19 protein-coding genes and 1 pseudogene are annotated in these 21,600 nt (G+C 33.9%); 17 read left to right on the top strand and 3 right to left on the bottom strand.

Annotated elements, in window-relative coordinates; genetic code table 11:
* The 4 genes from B6C84_RS11600 to mltG form a co-directional block, all read left to right on the top strand.
* Nucleotides 1-1,535, top strand: a 1,535-nt coding sequence (locus B6C84_RS11600; RefSeq protein WP_217338139.1) for a hypothetical protein, incomplete at its 5' end; no start/stop codon positions are given.
* 301 nt (nucleotides 1,536-1,836) lie between these two features.
* Nucleotides 1,837-2,400, top strand: coding sequence for a hypothetical protein (locus B6C84_RS09860; protein ID WP_086354042.1), 564 nt, complete (start codon nucleotides 1,837-1,839; stop codon nucleotides 2,398-2,400).
* Between the two features lie 212 nt (nucleotides 2,401-2,612).
* Complete coding sequence (gene alr / locus B6C84_RS09855; RefSeq protein WP_086354043.1) at nucleotides 2,613-3,698, top strand: alanine racemase; 1,086 nt, start codon at nucleotides 2,613-2,615, stop codon at nucleotides 3,696-3,698.
* A gap of 3 nt (nucleotides 3,699-3,701) precedes the next feature.
* Complete coding sequence (gene mltG, locus B6C84_RS09850) at nucleotides 3,702-4,721, top strand: endolytic transglycosylase MltG (protein ID WP_065614253.1); 1,020 nt, start codon at nucleotides 3,702-3,704, stop codon at nucleotides 4,719-4,721.
* Between the two features lie 53 nt (nucleotides 4,722-4,774).
* Here the strand turns inward: mltG and B6C84_RS11875 are convergent, their stop codons facing one another.
* Nucleotides 4,775-5,089: a YqcC family protein gene (locus B6C84_RS11875; RefSeq protein ID WP_425319294.1), complete on the bottom strand. Its 315-nt coding sequence runs from the start codon at nucleotides 5,087-5,089 to the stop codon at nucleotides 4,775-4,777.
* A gap of 24 nt (nucleotides 5,090-5,113) precedes the next feature.
* A pseudogene (gene ampD / locus B6C84_RS11870) lies at nucleotides 5,114-5,647 on the bottom strand (1,6-anhydro-N-acetylmuramyl-L-alanine amidase AmpD); the annotation flags it as partial.
* 185 nt (nucleotides 5,648-5,832) lie between these two features.
* Here ampD and ppdD point away from each other — a divergent pair.
* The 5 genes from ppdD (at nucleotide 5,833) to B6C84_RS09820 (ending at nucleotide 10,698) form a co-directional block, all read left to right on the top strand.
* Nucleotides 5,833-6,264 (top strand): prepilin peptidase-dependent pilin, encoded by a 432-nt coding sequence (ppdD, locus tag B6C84_RS09840; protein ID WP_065614251.1) that lies wholly within the window; start codon nucleotides 5,833-5,835, stop codon nucleotides 6,262-6,264.
* A 34-nt stretch (nucleotides 6,265-6,298) separates the two neighbouring features.
* Nucleotides 6,299-7,405 (top strand): ATPase, T2SS/T4P/T4SS family, encoded by a 1,107-nt coding sequence (locus B6C84_RS09835; RefSeq protein WP_086354045.1) that lies wholly within the window; start codon nucleotides 6,299-6,301, stop codon nucleotides 7,403-7,405.
* Between the two features lie 21 nt (nucleotides 7,406-7,426).
* Nucleotides 7,427-8,602, top strand: coding sequence for a type II secretion system F family protein (locus B6C84_RS09830; RefSeq protein ID WP_086354046.1), 1,176 nt, complete (start codon nucleotides 7,427-7,429; stop codon nucleotides 8,600-8,602).
* The gene (locus tag B6C84_RS09825) at nucleotides 8,602-9,345 is read left to right on the top strand and encodes a prepilin peptidase (RefSeq protein WP_086354047.1); all 744 of its coding nucleotides are present in this window, start codon (nucleotides 8,602-8,604) and stop codon (nucleotides 9,343-9,345) included. Before B6C84_RS09830 ends, B6C84_RS09825 begins: the two co-directional genes overlap by 1 nt.
* Before the next feature lie 186 nt (nucleotides 9,346-9,531).
* The gene (locus B6C84_RS09820) at nucleotides 9,532-10,698 is read left to right on the top strand and encodes a M20 aminoacylase family protein (protein WP_065651647.1); all 1,167 of its coding nucleotides are present in this window, start codon (nucleotides 9,532-9,534) and stop codon (nucleotides 10,696-10,698) included.
* A 73-nt stretch (nucleotides 10,699-10,771) separates the two neighbouring features.
* On the opposite strand, the gene ygfZ is transcribed toward B6C84_RS09820, so the two are convergent.
* Nucleotides 10,772-11,647, bottom strand: a complete 876-nt coding sequence (gene ygfZ / locus B6C84_RS09815) for a tRNA-modifying protein YgfZ (protein ID WP_086354048.1) — start codon at nucleotides 11,645-11,647, stop codon at nucleotides 10,772-10,774.
* 315 nt (nucleotides 11,648-11,962) lie between these two features.
* Between ygfZ and ilvI the strand changes: the two genes are divergently transcribed.
* The 8 genes from ilvI to B6C84_RS09775 all read left to right on the top strand — a co-directional run bounded on the left by ilvI (nucleotide 11,963) and on the right by B6C84_RS09775 (nucleotide 21,543).
* Nucleotides 11,963-13,681 (top strand): acetolactate synthase 3 large subunit, encoded by a 1,719-nt coding sequence (ilvI, locus tag B6C84_RS09810; protein ID WP_065614246.1) that lies wholly within the window; start codon nucleotides 11,963-11,965, stop codon nucleotides 13,679-13,681.
* On the top strand, nucleotides 13,681-14,175 hold the full coding sequence (ilvN, locus tag B6C84_RS09805; protein WP_065578222.1) for an acetolactate synthase small subunit: 495 nt from the start codon (nucleotides 13,681-13,683) through the stop codon (nucleotides 14,173-14,175). The genes ilvI and ilvN overlap by 1 nt, the downstream gene beginning before the upstream one ends.
* Before the next feature lie 178 nt (nucleotides 14,176-14,353).
* Nucleotides 14,354-15,061 carry a purine-nucleoside phosphorylase gene (gene deoD, locus B6C84_RS09800; protein ID WP_065578223.1) on the top strand — a complete coding sequence of 236 codons (708 nt, stop codon included), beginning with the start codon at nucleotides 14,354-14,356 and terminating at the stop codon, nucleotides 15,059-15,061.
* Nucleotides 15,062-15,093: 32 nt separating this feature from the next.
* The gene (gene tsgA, locus B6C84_RS09795; protein WP_086354049.1) at nucleotides 15,094-16,254 is read left to right on the top strand and encodes an MFS transporter TsgA; all 1,161 of its coding nucleotides are present in this window, start codon (nucleotides 15,094-15,096) and stop codon (nucleotides 16,252-16,254) included.
* Between the two features lie 128 nt (nucleotides 16,255-16,382).
* Nucleotides 16,383-17,075 (top strand): Crp/Fnr family transcriptional regulator, encoded by a 693-nt coding sequence (locus B6C84_RS09790; protein WP_065578225.1) that lies wholly within the window; start codon nucleotides 16,383-16,385, stop codon nucleotides 17,073-17,075.
* Nucleotides 17,076-17,355: 280 nt separating this feature from the next.
* A complete protein-coding gene (gene pyrG, locus B6C84_RS09785; RefSeq protein WP_065614244.1) occupies nucleotides 17,356-18,987 on the top strand; it encodes a glutamine hydrolyzing CTP synthase in 1,632 nt (543 codons plus the stop codon).
* A 54-nt stretch (nucleotides 18,988-19,041) separates the two neighbouring features.
* Nucleotides 19,042-20,343 (top strand): phosphopyruvate hydratase, encoded by a 1,302-nt coding sequence (gene eno, locus B6C84_RS09780; protein WP_065578227.1) that lies wholly within the window; start codon nucleotides 19,042-19,044, stop codon nucleotides 20,341-20,343.
* A gap of 255 nt (nucleotides 20,344-20,598) precedes the next feature.
* Nucleotides 20,599-21,543, top strand: a complete 945-nt coding sequence (locus tag B6C84_RS09775; RefSeq protein WP_065578228.1) for a VirK/YbjX family protein — start codon at nucleotides 20,599-20,601, stop codon at nucleotides 21,541-21,543.
* Nucleotides 21,544-21,600 lie beyond the last annotated feature (57 nt).

Raw genomic sequence — 21,600 nt, 5'->3', positions numbered from 1 at the left:
AAGCAGCCAGCCAGCCAGCCAGCCAGCCAGCCAGCCAGCCAGCCAGCCAGCCAGCCAGCCAGCCAGCCAGCCATAATTTTCCATTTATATTAGTACGATTAGTACGAAAAACACACGCATTTAGCGTTATTTCTTTCCGATTTCTTCTTAATTTAATTGATTACTGCTTTATAAAATTATTCAATTTATTGTCGCAAATTGCTAGGCGATTGATTATTGCTTTTCTGTTTTGTATTTCACTAAACATCAGTACCGCATATGGCTTGTCTACATACACAACTAATATTATCCGAGGAAATGCTCCCGAATTGGTTAATGCTAAAATGGCTGCAGATAAACATGGTTTTAAAGTAAATGGTGTATTTTATAGTGAATCAACAGGCAATATAAAAGAAGGCGAAATTAAAGAGTTTGATGGCAATTTAACGTTTAATCATTTTGTTGTAAAGCTATTTAGTTATCAATCACTAGACAAAAAAAAGAATTATCTAGATGTAGATGGAGATAGTATTGATCTTATTCAACCATTTTTGATTACGGTAACTGATTGGCAGTGGTTTGATGCGAATGGAGTTAAAATTCCTGATGGTGATAAAAATAAGATAATTGGTTGTGGAAGTGGTTATCCAATGCCATTAAGGTTAGAGATAAGTAACCAAGCACAAACCATTTCACAATATGGAATACCAAGAGAAAGTGATTTTGTAACAATAAAGAAAGTGTACCAAATTGCTGCAAAACCACAAATTTGTTATGCCAAACCTAACTCAACTGTTATATCACCTGAAATGCAATGGTTAACCAATAACCAAGATAATGATTTTAGTTTTGGTAGCAATAAGAATTGGTGGAATATAAAAAAAGACTCTAAACCTCATGTAAGAAATGGTGGAGGATATACTAGTGATTATGTACCTGATTATGGATATAAGGTTACTAACACTTTAACTGGAAAATTATTTCCAACTAGTGGATTTCCCGGTGCAAAATTTCAGTTACTTATGAGCGGAGCGCAGCGTGATTATAGTTATAGTATAGTTTCTAATCCTGGAAATAAAGTTTCAATTGATGCAATGGGTTTTATTACATTAAAAGATAAACCATTGGGAAAAGTTACGGTTAGAGCAACATATAAGAAAAACACTTCAATCAAACTTGACTATAGTTTTGATCCAAGAAGTAATTGGGTTATACCTTATAATTGGTCATATAATTGGACCAATGCATCTAACTATTGTCGATTACTAACTCGAAAAGAATTTACCAATTCTCCTAGAAATCAAGCCCCTCAAAATTGGTTATATGAATATAATGCATTTACTCGAGCAATTGATGGTTCAATATTAGGTGAATGGGGTCCATTAAATAAAAAAACTTATCCTCAATCAAATTGGGTCGATCAATTGTTTTGGACTTCAGAATATTGGGGCTCTCTTTCTGGAGACAACTCAGCTCATTTTAGGATAGGTTTATATCTTGGCGACATCGGCGTTGGAGTGGATACAAATGCACATTATGTTGTTTGTAAAGGATGATTTCCTGAAAGATCTTAGAGTTTATTAATTTGATGAAATTGGATATTAAAATAACACAAGAGTATAAATGGAATTATTGTTTAACTAATTGATAAATTTTAAATATGTTAGGTTGTGTTAAATAGTTTTTATTCGAAACATCAAAGTATTGCGATAAATATTGGTAATAAAATATAAATTAAAAAAGATATATTTTATGAATTCTGTTCGCAAGCGCAAAGCGCCCGCGAACAGTAGTTGTTAGAACCGGCGAAGTAGCGCATAGCGATACACCGCCGAAAAAATTGAGTAAAAAATACACATGTTTATAGAAGAAAAATTAAGTATATCCCAACGACATAATTATTTAAGTTTAATTGAAGAAGGTATCTTTTTTAGAGCTTATAATCAATCAGCGTATATTTTAAATCAATATTATCATCAAGATTTAAAAGTAATAAGCAATGTTGTTAAAAAACTCAATAATCAGCAGATTGTTTTTTGTGCGTTCCCTAAAACGCAAATTAAGCAGCGATTACCCCATTCAGTTAAAACAGAATGGGGTTATGAATTAAAGGGAAATTTTGAATTATCTAATTATCAAGATTGGTTTGAGAATATATTAAATTTAGATTCAACATATATAAAAAATATTAACAAGAAAAATGTTAATCACGATGTAAATTTTTCAAAAAAACAAGAAAAAATATTACAGCAACAGTTAAGTAGCACAATGAATGATAGTTTGGCAAGCCCTATATTTTTTAATATTCAACTAACCCAACAACAATTGAAATTTTTACACAAATGGCAAAGAGGAAATTGTTTGCCAATTATCATGGAAAATTTTATAGAAAGTATAAAACAACAGTTACCAAAAAATTAGTTTATAACTTTTATCAAAATTTTGTGGAGTAAAAATTTTGGCTGAAAATTATTGTTATTTAACAAAATACTAACTAGCATTATTACTAAATGAGTTTTTTATAATTATTTTATTTATTCAGACAAAATCTTGTAAATTACTGATTTTTTATTTGTGATTATTGATAACTAATTTTACAATAGAAACTTAATTTATATGTTAGGTTATATAAAATGTCTATTGCTGTTGTAGAAGTGAATTGTAAATCGATTCTACATAATATTGAATTTTTTAGGAAAAAATCTCCAAATAGCACTTTAATGGCTGTAGTCAAAGCAAATGCTTATGGCCACGGTATGGAAGGTGTAGCTAAGTTAGTTGAAGATAGGGTTGACTGTTTTGGCGTTGCGCGTATTTCTGAAGCCATAGCGTTACGACAATCCGGTATTCGAAGTTCTATTGTACTTTTAGAAGGCTTTTTCCCTCACGATGATATCAATGATTTACTGGATTTTAATCTACAACCAGTTATTCATTCTAGTTGGCAAATTGATGCATTAAATACCATTCCGTTTGCAAATGAAATTACAGCTTGGTTTAAAATTGATACAGGCATGCATCGTTTAGGTTTTCATCTTGATGAAGCAGTGACAGAATTTAATCGATTGGCCGACTGCAATGTTATTCGTCATCCAATCAATATTATTAGCCATTTTAGTAGCGCTGATGAATTAAGCTCAACACAAACGAATAAACAAATGGCATTGTTTGATGAGTTTATTCATTTACTTGATGCTAATTTGGTGGGTAGTCAGCAATCAATAGCTGCATCTGGCGGTATACTTGCTTGGCCTAATTCTCATCGTAATATGATTCGACTAGGTATTGCTTTATATGGAGTTTCACCATTTACTGATCAGGTTGCAGATATCGAACCAGTTATGACACTTAAATCAGAGTTAATTACGGTTCGTAAACACCTAAAAGGACAATCGGTCGGTTATGGACAAACTTGGACTAGTGAAAGTGATACCATTTTAGGCGTTGTTGCAATGGGATATGGTGATGGTTATCCACGAGGTATTCCCGCTAATACCCCTGTATGTATTAATGGTCGAATTGTACCTATTGTCGGTCGCGTTTCAATGGATATGATTGTGGTAGACTTAGGACAACATAGCCAAGATAAACCGGGTGATGAAGTTATTTTTTGGGGCAAAGAGTTACCCGTTGAACAAATTGCCGAGCATACAGGGATTAGTGCTTATGAGTTATTAACGCGCTTAACATCACGCGCAAAAATTCGTTATAAAGATTAAGTTATGATTAAAAAATTATTTGTGTATACGTTACTGACGTTAGTTTTAATTGTCGGTGGTTCATTAGGTATTGGTTACTATTTTTTACAGAAATTTTCACAACAACATATGAATATCACTACAGATAATCAAATGTTTGTATTAAAAAAAGGAACCTCATTACATCAATTAGTTGAGCAAGTAAAGACTAGTAATTTGATGCAACAAGCTTACTTGCTTCCGTATTTATATAAACTCGATCCATCATTAAGCTCCATAAAAGCAGGTACTTATCAATTACATCCTCATATGACCGTTGAAGAATTTTTAAAGTTACTTGTATCGGGTAAAGAAAGCAGTTTTTATGTACAATTTGTTGAAGGAAAGCGTGCTAAAGATTGGTTAAATGTGCTTAGTAATACGCCTTATATTCAGCAAACATTAACAGGTAAGTCTCATGATGAAATTGCTAAGTTGTTAGGTATTGATGGCCCATTAGAAGGTTGGTTATCACCTGATACTTATCAATATACTGCAGATAGTCTTGATATCAATATTTTGAAACGGGCATATTTAACTATGAAGACTAATCTACAAAAAGTATGGGATAATCGCGATAGTGATCTACCTTATAAATCCCCTTATGAATTGTTGATTATTGCTTCAATTATTGAAAAAGAAACAGGTATCAGTTCTGAACGTGCGAACGTTGCCTCTGTTTTTGTTAACCGTCTAAAAGCAAATATGAAGTTACAAACTGATCCAACCATTATTTACGGTTTGGGTGAGAATTATACTGGCACAATTAGGCGTATTGATTTGACTGATACCAATAATCCTTATAATACCTATGTAATTGAGGGATTGCCACCGACACCGATTGCGATGCCTAGTTTGGCTTCGCTTGAGGCAGCGGCTCATCCGGCAAAAACCAAATATTTGTTTTTTGTTGCTAATGGAACCGGTGGGCATACGTTCAGCAGCACTTATAGTAACCATCAACAAGCGGTGAATGAATATCGTCGACTAACGAATAATAATTAATTTATTCAATACTACAGCCACACTTTGTGGCTGTTTTTTTAGCTAAAATACTTTCAATCATCCATTCTTTGGTTAGTTGATAATTCATCAAGTTCCTTTATCAACTTTAATAAGTCATCAACATCCATTTCTTGCTTTTTAAATGCTTCTTCAAAATAAGGATGAAGGGCAAATTTTGGTAATTCAGCATTAGCATCGATTAATGCTTGCATTCGTGGGATAAATATCCACTGTAACCATTCATAGGGTTGCATGGTATCAAGCGCAAATGGCTGTTCACTCAAAAACGCCTCAGCTGCTGGAGGCGAAGGTTGCCAAAGTGTCAATCTTTGTAATTCATCTTTAATCAATCTTAATTGATTAGTCATTAAATCTATTTGTTTATGATAATTAATTAGTGATCGGTAATACTGCCAATCAAAATAAGGTCCTGGATCTGTTTTCCTTGTTGGGGCAATATCACTATGGCCAGTAATATGTTTAATTGGATAGGTTTGTTGTAATAATTTGGTTACTATGGCCAGTTGCTGATATTGTATTTCGGTAAAGTCCTCAGTATCACAACCTTCCATTTCAATACCAATTGAGAAATCATTACAATTTTCCTTGCCAGCAAAGATAGATTTGCCTGCATGCCAAGCCCGTTTATCAAAAGGGACAAATTGAATAATTTCACCATCACGTCTTATGAACAAATGGCTTGATACTTGTAATTGATAAATTTCAGCAAAATAGGGGTGTGCGTTTGGGTCTAGTTTACCTGTAAAGAGTTGTTCGACATAAGGACCGCCATATTGCTTAGGTGGTAGGCTAATATTATGAATAACCAGTAATGAGATAGGTTGATCTTCTGGACGGTCATTATAATAAGGCGATTTTATTTGCTTAATATTTTTAATCCAACCATCAACAATTTTTAAAGGCATAATAGCTCCGATACATTTAGATTTGCTATAAATTTCGATCTGTTTCACAATTTTAATTACCACTGTGATGATTGTGGTGATCATTTTGTATTTCAAGTTCTAAAATTTTCTCTATATATTATTTCATTTTTTAAATTAGCTATAAAGTCACACTATCAAACAATTATTTGATTTGTGAGGCTGTTATGCAATACCAATCTGGATTTACTCTATTTGAATTAATGATCGCTATTGTCGTGATAGCAATTTTAACTGCTATCGGTTTACCTGCTTACCAAGGTTATATAAAAAAAGCAGCCTTAACCGATATGCTGCAATCAATGACTGCATATAAAACAGCCATTGAAATTTGTGCTATAGAGCAAGGCGCTTTAAACAAATGTAGTAGTGGTAATAACGGTGTGCCAACGACGAGAACGACCAATTATGTGACTTCAATTAATGTCACAAATGGGATAATAAATTTAGTCGGTAAAAGCGCTTTATCAAGTCTAACTGTAACCTTAACACCTACTTTGAATGCTAATTTAGGTAATTTAGATTGGTCACGTACATGTCTAACAAATCCACCAGAGCCAACTTTAGTTACAGCTTGTGAAGATATTTTTAAATTTTAATTGTGATTAATATCGTATAAATAGGATAACCGCTATGCAAGAAGAGAATCTCGTCGAAAGCTTAGACAAATTATTGCTTTCAGCATTGGATAAGCGGGCATCAGATATTCATTTTGAGCCTTATCAAAATCATTATCGAATTCGCATGAGAATTGATGGCGTTTTGCAAAATATGCTAACACCGCCGTTAATGTTAGCTAAACAGATAGCAGCTAGACTAAAGGTTATGGCTAATTTAAATATTGCTCAACAACGGCTACCGCAAGATGGTCAACTGGTGATTAATAATTATGCAATGCGCATAGCTACTTTACCTGTCATTAATGGTGAAAAGATTGTATTACGGGTTATGGATAATCATGACTCAGAATTGAGCATCGATGATTTAGGATTAACAGGGGAAGATCTGTTAACCTTTAAACAAATATTAGATTATCCACAAGGCTTGATTTTGGTAACAGGACCGACTGGCAGTGGTAAAACTATGACATTATATAGTGCTTTAAAGCGATTAAATAAACCCAAATGTAATATTTGTAGTGTTGAAGATCCGATCGAAATTCCATTAGATGGTATTAATCAAACAGCAGTTAATCTTAAGGCTGGTTTAAGTTTTTCTGTGATATTACGAGCTTTTTTGCGTCAAGACCCGGATGTGATGATGATTGGTGAAATTCGTGATCCTGAAACGGCTGAGATTGCCATTCAAGCAGCGCAAACGGGGCATTTAGTGTTATCAACTCTACATACTAATTCTAGTATTGAGGCTATCATTCGTTTAAATCAAATGGGGATTAAAAATTACTTGTTATCATCTAGTTTAAAACTAGTTATTGCGCAGCGATTAGTTCGTAAATTGTGCCAACATTGTAAAATGGTAGCCAGTGAGCTTACGTTGATAAATAACGAACCGTCACCACATTTTATCGCCATGGGTTGTGAAAAATGTGTGGGTGGTTATTTAGGGCGGATAGGCTTATATGAACTGTTAATTATCACACCACAAGTACAACAACAAATTTTAACCAATCAACCGATTGTCTCACAAAATATGGTATCACTTAGGCAAGTAGGCAATAAACTCGTTCAACAAGGCATTACTACGCTAGCGGAATTGAATCGTGTTTTAGGTAATAATTGAGTGATAGTTTGGAGATAATGCATGAAGCGACTCTATTATTGGTATGATATTAACTTTCATCAAAATAAAATTATCGCCATATCTAAGCAAGATGTGCGAAGAAAATTGTTATTAGAAGGCCAACTTGCGATTAAAATTAGTTCCGGTAACTTAATTACCTCACAAAGTTTTAAACTTAGTGAACTGCTTATTATAACTAAACAGTTAGCTACAATGTTAAAAGCCGGATTATCAATTGTAGAGAGTTTACGATTACTGATTGATGATCAACCTAAAGCGCAATGGCAATATCTGTTAACCGATATTAGTCAGAAAATAACCAAAGGTGAATCACTATCGATTGCATTAAAACAGCACCATTCAGTATTTTCAGAACTTTATTGTGAAATTATTGCCATTGGTGAATTGACGGGAAGATTAGAACAGAGTTTTGAACAATTAACCTATCACCTAGAAAGATCATTATCAATACAAAATCAGATTAAAAAGGCGCTGCGTTATCCACTTTTTTTATTATTTGTATCGGTGATAGTGATTATGGTTATGATATTTATTGTCCTGCCAAAATTTGCCGACATTTATCAGAGCTTTGATGCAGAGTTACCCTATTTTACGCAATTAGTGATTGATGTAGCTAATAATGTTAGACAAGATGGGTTATTTATATTATTAGCTATTACGTTATGTTATTTGTTTTTTCATTATGTTGTTAAAGTACGTTATCAACTTATTATGGATAAGCATAAATTACAGCTTCCTTTAATTGGTCAAATAATCCAATCTCAATGTCTAATGCAAATTTTTCATACATTAGCAATAACTCAACAAGCAGGTATCCCACTTTTGACAGGATTAACCGCCTCGTCTAAAACTATAAGTAATTTTTATTACCGTAATATCATCAAGCAAATTATGACGGGGATTGAACAGGGGAATAGCTTTAGTCAAATGTTAGCTAGCTATCCAGCTTTACCGAAGCTTTGTGTGCAACTAGTTCATGCCGGTGAAGAGTCTGGTTCATTAGATATTATGTTGGATAATATTACTCTTTACTATCAACAACAAAACCAAACCTTAACTGATAATCTAGTCAAAGCATTTGAACCTTCATTAATGCTAATTTTAGCTACAATAATCGGCAGTTTAATTATTGCGATATATTTACCTATATTCCAAATGGCTGACGTGATCAGCTAATGGCTATACTCTTTTTTTGCCTCGGACTTGCTATAGGTAGTTTTTTGCGAGTTGCTTATTATCGTTATTCACCTACGCAGTCTTTATATGAATATCTGTTCGCTATTACTATTCCTCGTTCTTCATGCCAAAATTGTCATCACAAACTTAGTGCTTGGCAGTTAATTCCTGTATTGTCATGGTTGATGTTAAAAAGACGTTGTTATTATTGTTACCATAAAATAACCAATAGCTATGCTATTTTTGAACTAACTATAGCAATATTATTTTTGCTGATTTATTTAGATAAGGGGCTAAATTTTAGATGTGCTTTACTTATGTTACTTGCAGTTATTTTTTTGTTGTTAGCACTAATTGATATTAACTATTTATTATTGCCAGATTTTTTTACTCAACCATTAATGTGGGGTGGGTTGATAATGGCTTACTTTAATTTATCTTCATTTACTATCAATGATGCACTAGTAGGTATTTTGTTCGGCTATTTAATGCTTAAATTACCGGCAATCATCTTTTTTTGTATAACAAGTAAACAGGGATTAGGTGGTGGTGATATAAAGTTAATTGCTGTTTTAGGTGCGTGGTTACCTTACCAGTTATTACCGTTAATGTTAATCATTGCATCGACGTTGGCTATCATCTATTACATTTTCTCAAAATATCTATTTAAAAAAAGCTATCAATTAATCGCTTTTGGTCCTTTTTTATTAATCTCAGGGTATTTTATTCTCTACTTAAACTGAACAATTTTCTTGTTTCTATCTTAAATGATTTTAATTAGTTATTTTTTGATTCTATTGTCAAATTTTGCTTATAACTAAAAATGATAAGGTTAGTAAAAATCGTTATTTATATTCATTTTCAATAAACGTTATAGTGCAATTAACTCTTTCAGATTTGTAGTTAAGTAATTAATTAAGGAATGATCAATGACGAATATTATTGCCAACAGCATTAACGCATTAAAAGATGAAATGACCGAATGGCGTCATTATATTCATGCTCATCCAGAAACCGCTTTTGAAGAAAAACAAACTACCGAGTTTATTATCGAAAAATTAAAATCGTTTGGTATTACTGAACTATATACAGAATTTGCACCGACAGGGGTGGTAGGCATTATTCATGGTAAAAATAATGGTCGAACTATTGCATTACGAGCGGATATTGATGCATTAGATATTATTGAAGAAAATGATATTGATTACTGTTCAACCATTCATGGCAAAATGCATGCCTGTGGACATGATGGACATACGGCAACTTTATTAGGTGTAGCAAAATATTTAAGCGTTCATCGAGATTTTTCTGGCACAGTTGTGGTTATTTTCCAACCTGCTGAAGAAAACGAAGGTGGTGGCAGAGTCATGGTTGAAAATGGTTTATTTGATAAATTTCCTATCGAAGCTGTTTATGGTATGCATAATCAACCTAATCTAGCATTAAACCATTTTTTAATTAATCATGGTGCAGTGATGGCATCTTATGATGTTTTTGAAATCAAAATAACCGGGGTGGGTGCCCATGCAGCTGCACCACATTTAGGCAAAGAAACGATTTTAACTGCCACCACAATTGTTAATAGTTTACAGACGATTGTTAGTCGTAATCTAAATCCAATTGATTCATTGGTTATTAGTGTGACACAAATTCACAGTGGCGATACTTGGAATGTACTGCCTCAACATGCTGTGATTCGCGGTACTGTTAGAGCCTTGAATACTGAAGATCAAAATTTAGCAGAAGAGCGCATTAAACATATTTCGACAGGTATTGCTTTAACCTTCAATACCAGAGCGGAAGTTGATTATCAGCGACGTTATCCAGCAACTATTAATCACGCTAAACAAGCTGATATTGCCATTAAAGCTGCACAAAAAATTGTTGGCGACGATAAGATTATTGTGGATTCACCACCAACGATGGGATCAGAAGATTTTGCCTTTATGTTGCAAAAAATACCTGGCGCTTATATTAAAATTGGTGCAGGTGAAGGCACAAATGTTCACAATCCTTCATATAATTTTAATGATGAAATTCTGACAACTGGTGCGCGCTATTTTATCGAAATTGTATATCAAGAATTAGGACAGTAAATTTTAATCAGCTGGAATAGGTTTATTCCAGCTGAATTAATATTATTGGTTCTAAACCATTTATACGTTCAATTTAGAAATTCAACAGACTATCTACTTGCCCTTTAACACGGAAATTTGTTTCAATATCAATGCCATTGGCTAACACGACTTGCACATAGATTTGATTATCTTGTTCAAGTTTTAATGCAGCTAATACTTGACCACCTTCTCGCCAATTTCCATCAAGTTCATATTCAAGCTTGTCACCAATTATTGGCAAAGTCTTGCTTTTTCCAACCAACAGATAAAGTCCACGATTATTTGCGCCTCGAAATTGAGCTCTAGCTACCATCTCTTGTCCACAATAACAGCCTTTATCAAAACTAATGGCATTATAATGTTGTAAGTTACAAGCCTGTGGTAAAAGACTTTCAATATTTGGCTCATCAATAATGGCATAACCTGCTTCTAAATCGAGTTTTAACCAATGATCAGCAGATTGTAAGTCTGTTGGTAATGGTTCACTTGATACTTTTATTACTCTAATTTCAGGTAATGGAATTTTGATATAAGTTACATCTCCCCTCGTGAGACAACTATTATCACCTAATTCTGCAATAATCGATTGTTCAATGGCATTATTTTCTAAGCCAATTAGGTTAAGATCAGTAACTGGTTCAACTGTCACTTTTGAAAAAACGGCAAATTTTTTAAGAGCGGCAATTTGTTTTTCGGCAACTGTTTTTCGCACAATATAAAAAATATCTGCACCTCGTTGAAATAATATTAAATTACTCCACATCCTGCCTTTTGCATCACAGTGGGCTGCAAATAGTGCTGTATATTCATTAAGATGATTAATATCAGCAGTCACTTGTCCTTGTAAAAATGTACGATTGTCAATACCTGATACTTTGACTAATTGCCAATCAGATAGGGAAGTTAGTTTACAATAAGAATTGTTCATTAAAAACACCTTTTTAATATAAAGGACTCTAATACAAAATAACTAGTATAAGTTATGCATAAAAAAACAAACAAAAAATAATAAATAATTGTTAATAAATCATAAAGATATTATTTGTCATCAATTAAAAAATTGATATTAATCCAATTAAAATCGATTAATTGAATATTTACAAGTTATTTCTTTCAAAAATGAGGCCTAGTATCCAAAAAAGATAAGTATATCTCACATATTATTGACTTTATTGATTTTCTGTATTAGTTCATGCAAAATAAATCAAAAATGACAAATAAGTTATAAATGGAGACAACAACCATGGCAAAACTGTCAGGCGCAGAAATGGTCATTCAGTCACTGATTGATCAAGGAGTTAAGCAGATATTTGGTTATCCAGGTGGTAGTGTTCTGGATATCTATGATGCAATTCATACCTTAGGTGGTATTGAGCATATTTTAGTTCGTCATGAGCAAGCTGCAGTACATATGGCTGATGGTTATGCCAGAGCAACAGGTGATGTTGGTGTGGTACTTGTTACTTCAGGTCCTGGGGCAACTAATACTATTACTGGTATTGCAACAGCCTATATGGATTCAGTGCCATTAGTAATTTTATCTGGCCAAGTTGCGAGTAATTTAATTGGTAATGATGCCTTCCAAGAGTGTGATATGGTTGGGATTTCACGTCCAATTGTTAAACATAGTTTTTTAATCAAAGATAGTAAAGATATTCCAGAAACGATTAAAAAAGCGTTTTATATTGCCTCTACTGGTCGCCCCGGTCCAGTTGTTATTGATTTGCCGAAAGATATAGTTAATCCAGCTAACAAATATAATTATAATTATCCAAAGTCAGTGACAATGCGATCTTATAATCCAACGACTCAAGGACATAAAGGGCAAATTAAAAAAGCCTTAACTACCTTATTAGCAGCTAAAAAACCTGTGTTATACATTGGTGGTGGCGTAATTAGTGCTGACGCTAGCAATGTGGTTAAATCACTAGCAGATAAACTCAATCTGCCTGTGACTTCAACGTTAATGGGGATTAGTGCTTTTCCCGGAACAGATAAAAAATATTTAGGCATGATTGGTATGCATGGTGTCTATGAAGCTAATATGGCAATGCATAATGCAGATGTTATTTTTGCAATAGGTGCTCGTTTTGATGATAGAACTACTAACAATGTTGAAAAATATTGTCCAAAAGCCAAAATTATTCATATTGATATTGATCCAACGTCTATATCCAAAACTGTATCTGCAACTATTCCGGTAGTAGGTGATGCAAAACAAGTTGTTGAAACCATGTTAACACAACTTGAAGATCTTAGTACTGAACGTGACCTAGATGCTTTAGTTGATTGGTGGAAGCAGATTGAGCATTGGCGAGCTCGCAAATGTCTTGCTTATAGCCATGAAGGTGAAAGTATCAAGCCACAAGAAGCGATTGAAGTTTTATATAAGCTGACCAAAGGTGATGCTTATATTGCTACTGATGTTGGTCAACATCAAATGTTTACTGCGCTCTATTATCCCTTTGACAAACCTCGTCATTTTATTACTTCTGGCGGTCTGGGTACCATGGGCTTTGGTTTACCTGCTGCATTGGGTGTTAAACTTGCATTCCCTAAGAAGCATGTAGTTTGTGTAACAGGTGATGGTAGTATTCAAATGAATATTCAAGAGCTTTCAACAGCCTTGCAATATGGTTTACCTGTAATTGTATTAAACCTTAACAACCGTTTTTTAGGCATGGTTAAGCAATGGCAAGATATGATTTATGCTGGTCGTCATTCATCATCTTATATGGAGTCATTACCTGATTTTGCCAAGATTGCCGAAGCTTATGGTCATGTTGGGATGGTAATTAATAAACGAGAAGATCTGGAACCTAAGCTTAAAAAAGCGCTAGCTATAAAAGATCGTTTAGTTTTTATTGATGTCATGACTGATGCGACAGAACATGTTTATCCAATGCAAATTCGCGGTGGGGCAATGAATGAGATGTGGCTTAGTAAAACGGAGAGAACCTAATGCGTTATATATTATCAATTTTAACTGAAAATGAACCTGGTGCATTATCAAGAATTATCGGTTTATTTTCACAGCGTGGGTTTAATATTGAATCCATTACTACCGCACAAACTGAAGATCCAACAATGAGTCGAATGACGATTCAAACATCTGGTGATGAACATGTGCTTGAACAGATCCAAAAACAATTACATAAGTTGGTCAATGTTTATCGTGTTAATGACCTTACAGAGGGGCCACATGTTGAACGTGAAATAATGTTAGTTAAAGTTGCAGCTAAAAGCTCTGATGCACGTGATGAAGTTAAACGTTGTGCTGATATTTTTAGAGGTTCGATTGTTGATGTGACGGCAACACATTATATTGTCCAATTATCAGGTACCAGTGAAAAATTAGAGTCATTTCTATCCTCTATTCGTGAGACTTGTAATATAGTAGAAATTGTTCGCTCTGGTATTATTGGTTTATCACGCAGTGAAAAAACGGTCAAATAAGTTATCATCTAAATAAAATGAAAAGCGCGCTAGGCGCTTTTTTTATAAATGAAAAAGTAATCGTCAAATAATTTCCTAAAAATGTGGTATAACGCATCAGGTTCGGACTTATGTCCTAGTTGAAACAAAAATATCTTTATTATAATTGGAGCAATTTATTTATTATTTAGGAAATATTATGACTGCACATATTAATGCTAATCCCAATGACTTTGCTCAAACCGTTATCATGCCCGGCGATCCTTTACGCGCAAAATTTATTGCAGAAAATTACTTAACCGATGTTAAAGAGGTTTGTAATGTACGTAATATGCTAGGATATACTGGATTGTATGAGGGCGTTGCGGTGTCAGTAATGGGGCATGGAATGGGAATTCCATCAATAACCCTTTATGCGCATGAATTAATTAATGACTTTAATGTTAAACGTATTATCCGAGTGGGTTCTTTAGGTGCCACACAGCAAAGCGTTAAAATGCGTGATGTCATATTAGCCGTGGCTGCGGGGACGGATTCAATGACTAATCAAAAAAGAGCGAATGGTTATAATATTGCCACATCGGCGACGTTCTCGTTATTACATCGTGCCTATGAGATGGCTAATACTATGGATTTACCAGTTAAAGTAGGTAATGTGTTTAGTGGCGATCTTTATTATGACCCTGATGAAACGTTAATTAGCACATTAGAAAAATCAGGAGTACTAGGAATTGATATGGAAGTTGCTGGTTTATATGGGATTGCGCAACAGTTTAATGTCGAATCGTTAGCCATTTTAACGGTTTCAGACCATTGTTTAACTGGTGAAGAGACAACGGCGGAAGAAAGGCAAATGACATTTAATAATATGATCAAACTTGCTTTAAACGTGGCTATTAAATCTTAATTGGTTATTTATTGCCTTTTTCGGATGGAAATATGAAAAATAAATTATCGCTCACACTTATTAGTTTTTTAGCTAACTTTATTATGGCTGGTTTTGCCTCTCAGTTTGGTATGCTAATAGAACCAATAGCACAAAATTTTAATGCAGATGTAAACAGTGTTGCATTCATTTTTTCTTTATTAAATGGTGGGGCTTTAATAGGAACTATTTTGGCTTTCTTTTTAATCGATATTATTGGGATTAAACGAATTACCTTACTTAGTTATACAATTATTGTTATTAGTTCCTTTATTTTATATATCACCAACTCGCTAATAATACTTGAAGTTTGTATGACTTTGATAGGCTTGTGTGGTGGAATAGGGTTGTGTATCGCGGGTACAATTGTGGTATCGACTTGGCAAGATAAGATACAAAGTACAATGTTAGTGGTACAAGATGCTACATTTAATATTGCTGGTATCATTTTCCCGCTAATCACTACCTATGCTTTAACTCATAATCTATCTTGGGCTAGTAGCTATTTAACGGTTGGAATAGTTGCTGTATTGATGTTAATCATTATTTTATTTACTAATTTTGATTTAATTAATCAGCCTAAAGCAAAACAAGAGAAGCATCAGCGATCTGAATGGAACTTTGGTATTTTATCTTCTGGTTTCGGTTTATTTTTGGCGATGTTAGCGTTATATACGTTTTTAACTTGGGCTCCTCTATTTGTTAGCCAAAAATTTTTAATTTCGTTTGAAGATGCAGGCAACATTATTACTCAATATTGGACAGCAGCCTTAATCGGAGCATTAGTTTCGACGGCGATTGTAACGCGAGTTAAAATTGAGCATTTTTTTATTTCTATCATTTTATTAGCCTTCATAATGACACTGATGATCGTCAATACTGAAAATATTGATTATATTGGTTACTATACTTATGGATATGGATTTGTATGCTCTGCTTTATATAACGCTTTTGTGGCTTATGGCGTGACCTTTGTAAAAAAAGCATCAAGTAAAAATGTTTCATTCATTTTAATTAGTGGTAGTGCTGGGGCTATGTTTAGTCCAGCTATAAGCTCGAAATTATATAACTATTTGGGTATTCAAATTATCATGAATGCGATACCTATACTTTATGCTGTTATTATTGTTATGTTGGTGATTTCAATTCTTTTAAAGAAAAGGGTCAATAATTAAAAATAATAGATTAGATTGAAATGGCATATCTTTTATTATTATTGACTATAATTGTACCAAATTAGAAAAAGATAACGCTGTAGATCATTAAGTATCTATACGTTATCGAATATTAATGTGTGAGTGATATGCAATTAAAATCATTAAATAAAGGTCGTTTTAGTCATTATTGGCAAGATAATAATAAGTTGTTTGCTTCAATTATTGAGCAATGTATTGTTGAAAAAAAAATCGTAGATGAAAAAACTACGCTTTTTCGTCAAGGATGTAAAGTCGATAATTTAATTGTTGTTTATAATGGTACGATTTCAATACGTTATCAGGCCAATAATGGACGTCGATTTCATATAGGTACGGTAGATTGCGATGAGCATATATTTGGCGAAATGGAGTTCTTCACCAACTATCTATGTCAATTTGATATTATCGCCGAAGAAGCATTAACTATCGCTGTCGTTAGTATTGATAAATTATATCAATCATTACTTGAACATCCTAAATTAGCACTGTTTTTCGCTAGTGCTATCGCCTTTGATTATCAAGAAACCTTAGATATCTTCTTAAAAAGAACATTATATTCAATTTGTTACAACATTGCTTTTGATATGTATCAACATCACCTTAATATTCACCCGGTTAATAACTTTCAAAAAAACTATTTAGAAGCAGAACGTTTTGGCACTACTGACCGTGTTTATCGTCGTGCTGTTAATGAGTTAATTAACTTAGATATCGTACATAAAGTTGCAGGTAAATTAGAAATTAAAAATATCGATAACCTTAAAGAGTTTATCGAATTTAAGGGGAAATTCGCCAAGTAATTTAAATTATATCGTTAATCGCCAATAAAACGTTCTACTGAAAAAGATATCAAAAAAATATTAACTATATTGGGATTAATATTAGACGGATTATCTAAATAATAGATCTTATTTCATTAAGCAAAGTGAGTAACTTATCGATTAAACATAATTATTCAATTGTGAGCTAAGCCATATTCTGTTATACTATTTTCCCGTCTGATTCATCATATATTGCATGGGTTTTATCGTTTAAACTGATGTGATATTGTTCAATTAAATTAATAATGGTCTGGTATTAATGGTCACGAATTATATTTTTGTTACAGGCGGTGTCGTTTCTTCTTTAGGTAAAGGCATTGCCGCAGCATCTCTAGCTGCAATTTTAGAAGCCCGCAATTTAAAAGTCACCATGCTAAAACTTGATCCCTATATCAACGTCGATCCGGGAACAATGAGCCCAATTCAACATGGTGAAGTTTTTGTGACTGAAGACGGTGCCGAAACTGATCTTGATTTGGGGCATTATGAGCGCTTTATTCGCACCAAAATGAGTCGAAAAAACAATTTTACCACTGGACGAATTTATTCTGATGTTTTACGTAAAGAACGTCGTGGTGATTATTTAGGCGCAACAGTCCAAGTTATTCCTCATATCACTAATGCCATCAAAGATCGTGTTATTGATGGTGCCAAAGGTTATGATGTCGCTATCGTTGAAGTTGGTGGTACTGTTGGTGACATTGAATCATTACCATTTTTGGAAGCTATTCGCCAATTAGCGGTAGATGTTGGTCGTGAACATACTTTGTTTATGCATTTAACTTTAGTTCCTTACCTTGCATCATCTGGTGAAGTTAAAACAAAACCAACTCAACACTCAGTGAAAGAGTTATTATCAATTGGTATTCAACCGGATGTCTTAATTTGTCGTTCAGATCGCATTATTCCAGCCAATGAAAGAGCTAAAATTGCGCTATTTTGTAATGTTCCTGAGCGTGCGGTGATTTCACTTAAAGATGTTGATTCTATTTATAAGATCCCTGCATTATTAAAATCACAAAATTTAGATACTTTTGTTTGCAATCGCTTCCATCTTGAATGTAAAGAAGCGGATCTATCTGAATGGGAACAAGTGATTTATGAAGAAGCCAACCCTGTTGGTGAAGTGACCATTGGTATGGTTGGTAAATATATTGCGTTACCTGATGCTTATAAATCAGTTAATGAAGCATTAAAACACGGTGGTTTAAAGAATCGTCTAACTGTACATATTCGTTATATTGATTCAGAAGATCTTGAATCGCGTGGTACTGAGTTATTACAAGGTTTAGATGCAATATTAATTCCTGGTGGCTTTGGCTATCGTGGCGTTGAAGGCAAAATTATGGCGGCACGTTATGCTCGCGAAAACAAAATTCCTTATTTAGGTATTTGCCTTGGCTTACAAGTAGCATTAATCGAATATGCTCGTAATGTTGCTGGCATAAAAGATGCTAATTCAACAGAGTTTGTTAAAGATTGCGCAAATCCAGTAATTGCATTAATTACTGAATGGAGCGATGAATCAGGAAAAGTGGTTCAACGCAGTGAAGATAGTGATCTTGGTGGTACTATGCGTTTAGGTTCTCAAATTTGTCATTTAGAGCCTGATTCATTAGTTGCAGGTATGTACAAAAAAGAATCAATTACCGAACGTCATCGCCATCGTTATGAAGTAAACAACAATTTATTACCAGAAGTGGTTAAAGCTGGATTAAAAGTAACAGGATTATCAACTGATAAAAAACTAGTAGAAATTATTGAAATTCCTGATCATCCATGGTTTGTTGCGTGTCAATTCCATCCGGAATTCACTTCAACACCACGTGATGGACATCCATTATTTAGTAGTTTTATTAAAGCTGCCAAAGATCATCAAGATCAGCAGTAAAAATAGTTTATATTTACATTATAGTTACATATCTGTCATATAGAGGAAAATAACATGGCAAAAATCGTTAAAGTACATGGTCGTGAAGTCATCGACTCTCGTGGTAACCCAACTGTTGAAGCTGAAGTTCATTTAGAAGGTGGTTTCGTTGGTCTTGCTATCGTTCCATCAGGAGCATCAACAGGTTCACGTGAAGCATTAGAACTTCGTGATGGTGACAAATCTCGCTTTTTAGGTAAAGGCGTACTTAAAGCTGTTGAAAACGTAAATGGCCCAATTGCTAAAGCAGTTGTTGGTAAAGATGCGTTAGATCAAGCAGCTATCGACCAAGTAATGCTTGACTTAGACGGTACTGATTTCAAATCAAACTTAGGTGCTAACTCAATTCTTGCTGTATCTTTAGCTACAGCTAAAGCAGCAGCAGCAGCTAAAGGCGTACCACTTTATCAACATATCGCTGATCTTAATGGTACTCCAGGTCAATACTCTATGCCATTACCAATGATGAACATCATCAATGGTGGTGAACATGCTGATAATAACATCGACTTACAAGAATTTATGATTCAACCAGTTGGTGCTAAAACAGTACGTGAAGCAATCCGTATGGGTTCTGAAGTATTCCACAATTTAGCAAAAGTACTTCACGCTAAAGGCATGAACACAGCTGTTGGTGATGAAGGTGGTTTTGCTCCTAACTTAGGTTCAAATGCTGAAGCATTAGCTTGCATCAAAGAAGCAGTTGAAAAAGCTGGTTATGTATTAGGTAAAGACATTACTTTAGCGATGGACTGTGCAGCTTCTGAATTCTATAACAAAGAAACTGGTAAATACGTATTAAAAGGTGAAGGTAATAAAGAGTTCACAGCTCAAGAATTTACTCACTATCTAGAAGGTTTAACTGAACAATATCCAATCGTATCTATCGAAGATGGTTTAGACGAAAGCGATTGGGAAGGTTGGGCATACCAAACTAAAGCATTAGGTAACAAAATCCAATTAGTTGGTGACGATCTATTTGTAACTAACACTAAAATCTTCAAACAAGGTATTGAGAAAGGTATCGCTAACTCAATCCTAGTTAAAGTTAACCAAATCGGTACTTTAACTGAATCTATCGCAGCTGTTAAAATGGCGAAAGATGCGGGTTATACTGCGGTTATCTCTCACCGTTCAGGTGAAACTGAAGATTCAACTATCGCTGATTTAGCTGTTGGTTTAGCTGCTGGTCAAATCAAAACTGGTTCAATGAGCCGTTCTGATCGTGTTGCTAAATACAACCAATTAATCCGTATTGAAGAAGCTTTAGGTTCAAAAGCACCATTTAACGGTTTAAAAGAAGTTAAAGGTCAATAATTCGTTTTTATAAACGATGCCTTTTAATAAAACGGTGACTCAGTTCACCGTTTTTTATTGCTTATTTTTATTACTCAAGCGGTGACATAACACCATAAGGGTTGCGTTGCTTTGGGTTGTGTTGTACTCTTAGGCACTTACGTTGAAATGGTGCCTTAAATTTGAAAATAATCATAAATATCTAATTGATAATTTATAATTTAACCACATATAACTCTTTTATATATTAACCAATACGAATACTTTTTTCTGCTTATGAATAATATTACGAATATGTCCCAGCCTAAAAGTAAATGGCAACTTTTTAACTGGCTTTGTTCAGGTAAATTACCACTTAACGAATTATGGCTTAAACCGACTTATCGTTATAAATTTTTTTTTCGAACTCTATTTTTAAGTCCTATTACGCTTAAATTATTAGACAAATTAAGACAATACAAGTTACTTGGTTACTATTTATCATGCCAAACTAATTTACCTTGTAAACTACAACGACCTTATTTAGCTTCTTGTTTGAGTCAACAAGAGCGGTACGAGGCATTAGCTTATCATTATGATTTTTTGGCTAATCGTCCTGATAGCATGACTAAAGCCTTTTATAACTTAGATACCCCCTTTGAATTGGCTAGTATTACAGCAAAAAATGAAGCCAATATAAAAATTGCGATTCAAGCACGTAATAAATATGCTCGGGAGGGTGAACTCAGTCTCTATTTTTATGATAATGACGGCATTGATTTAGCAACGTTAACTTTTTCCATCGCCAAATATCAACAAAAGCCAACTCTTTTTATTTCCGGCTTACAAGGAACAGGGCATCATGAAGCTCGAACCCGAGTACAACAGGCAACAAAACAGTGCTATGGGCTTTTTCCTAAACGCGTGGCTGTTGAGGCAGCGTTAATTATTGCGAGTTATTTTCAACTTGAACAGATTATAGCGGTAGGTAATAAAACGCATGTCTACAACAACTGGCGTTATAACAGCCGACAAGAGAGAATCTTATCTGACTATGATGATTTTTGGTTAACCATTGACGGCAAACAAGACGAAAGATCGTTATTTATCTTACCAACACAAATTAACCGCAAATCACTTGAAGAGGTTGCCAGTAAAAAGCGTTCTGAGTATCGCAATCGTTATGCATTACTAGATGAGCTCAAGAACAATATTGAAACACAATTAGCATTATTAAAATAATCTTTTAATCTATCGCTTGCATTATATTGCAAGCGATATTAATCAAGATCCAAATCT

Origin of the sequence: Gilliamella apis, assembly GCF_002142155.1 — a bacterium.
In the GTDB taxonomy this organism is placed as follows: domain Bacteria; phylum Pseudomonadota; class Gammaproteobacteria; order Enterobacterales; family Orbaceae; genus Gilliamella; species Gilliamella apis.
The sequence above is the reverse complement of the archived record's forward strand: the minus strand, read 5'-3'. Positions and strand labels throughout refer to the sequence as shown.